We start from the raw sequence: 871 nt of genomic DNA, 5'->3' as shown, positions 1-871 counted from the left end.
TGGTTGTGGGAGAGTAAGTGACTGCCGCAATATTTTTTGGTGGGGGTGGCCTCGTCTGATTCCTGTTTGTGTGGGGGTTGGGCGGGGCCTTCCTCGTATTCATGGGTCGTGTTGCTGCTGACCACAACCGTGTTTCTTGGTGGTTTGTGGGCAGTGTGGCGTGGTGGTGTTCAGTCGATTCCGAGGAACCGACGGACCGCCTCGGCGCCGGTGACCTCGACAGGATCCGGAGGACGGACGATCTTGTCTGCACTGAGCACGGCGCGGTATTCCAGGTGAGCGTTGCCGTCCTGAGCGATGATGGTGTGCTCACCATTGGGCCGGTAGCCGACTTTCTCCGAAACCCGGCGGCTGGCGTCGTTGCCGATGAAATAGCCCGTGTGGAACGTCTCTGCTCCGAAGTGATCGGCGAATGCAGTCACCAGCGCCGCTCGCATACGGGTGCCGTAGCCCTTTCCGTGTTCGGAGCGGGCCAACCACGAACCCGTGGAGACAGACCGGGTACGCGGGAAACTGGTGCTGCTCACGCCTTGGACACCGATGATCCGTCCCTGTGCCCGGACGGCGAACTCGATCGTCCAACCCTCCGTGCTGAACTCTCCCCGAGTCCTCCAGTGATACTGTGCCAGCGAACGGGCTACCTGCTCAGCGGAACCCGTGTCCCAATCGACGAGGAACGCGAACACACCATCCGGCCTGACCCCTGCACCGGCGGTCTCAGCCAGTTCCGGATAGTCGGTCTCTCTGGACTGTGTCAAGTTGTTTCGACAGGAGAACACTATTTCCTCAAGCAGCCCGGTCGGCTGCCGATGATTCCGTCTCGGTGCGATCGAAGAACGACTCCATCGCCCGGGCAGGGATCTCATAGCCC

The 871-nt window shown here is 61.2% G+C and carries 1 protein-coding gene; it reads right to left on the bottom strand.

Annotated features, from left to right (window positions below; translation table 11 throughout):
* Positions 1-170 precede the first annotated feature (170 nt).
* On the bottom strand, positions 171-758 hold the full coding sequence (locus EB836_RS18050; protein ID WP_240690181.1) for a GNAT family protein: 588 nt from the start codon (positions 756-758) through the stop codon (positions 171-173).
* Positions 759-871 lie beyond the last annotated feature (113 nt).

Source organism: Brevibacterium sp. S111, assembly GCF_004745075.1.
Classification (GTDB): Bacteria; Actinomycetota; Actinomycetes; order Actinomycetales; family Brevibacteriaceae; genus Brevibacterium.
This window is presented reverse-complemented; position numbering and strand designations above follow the sequence as displayed.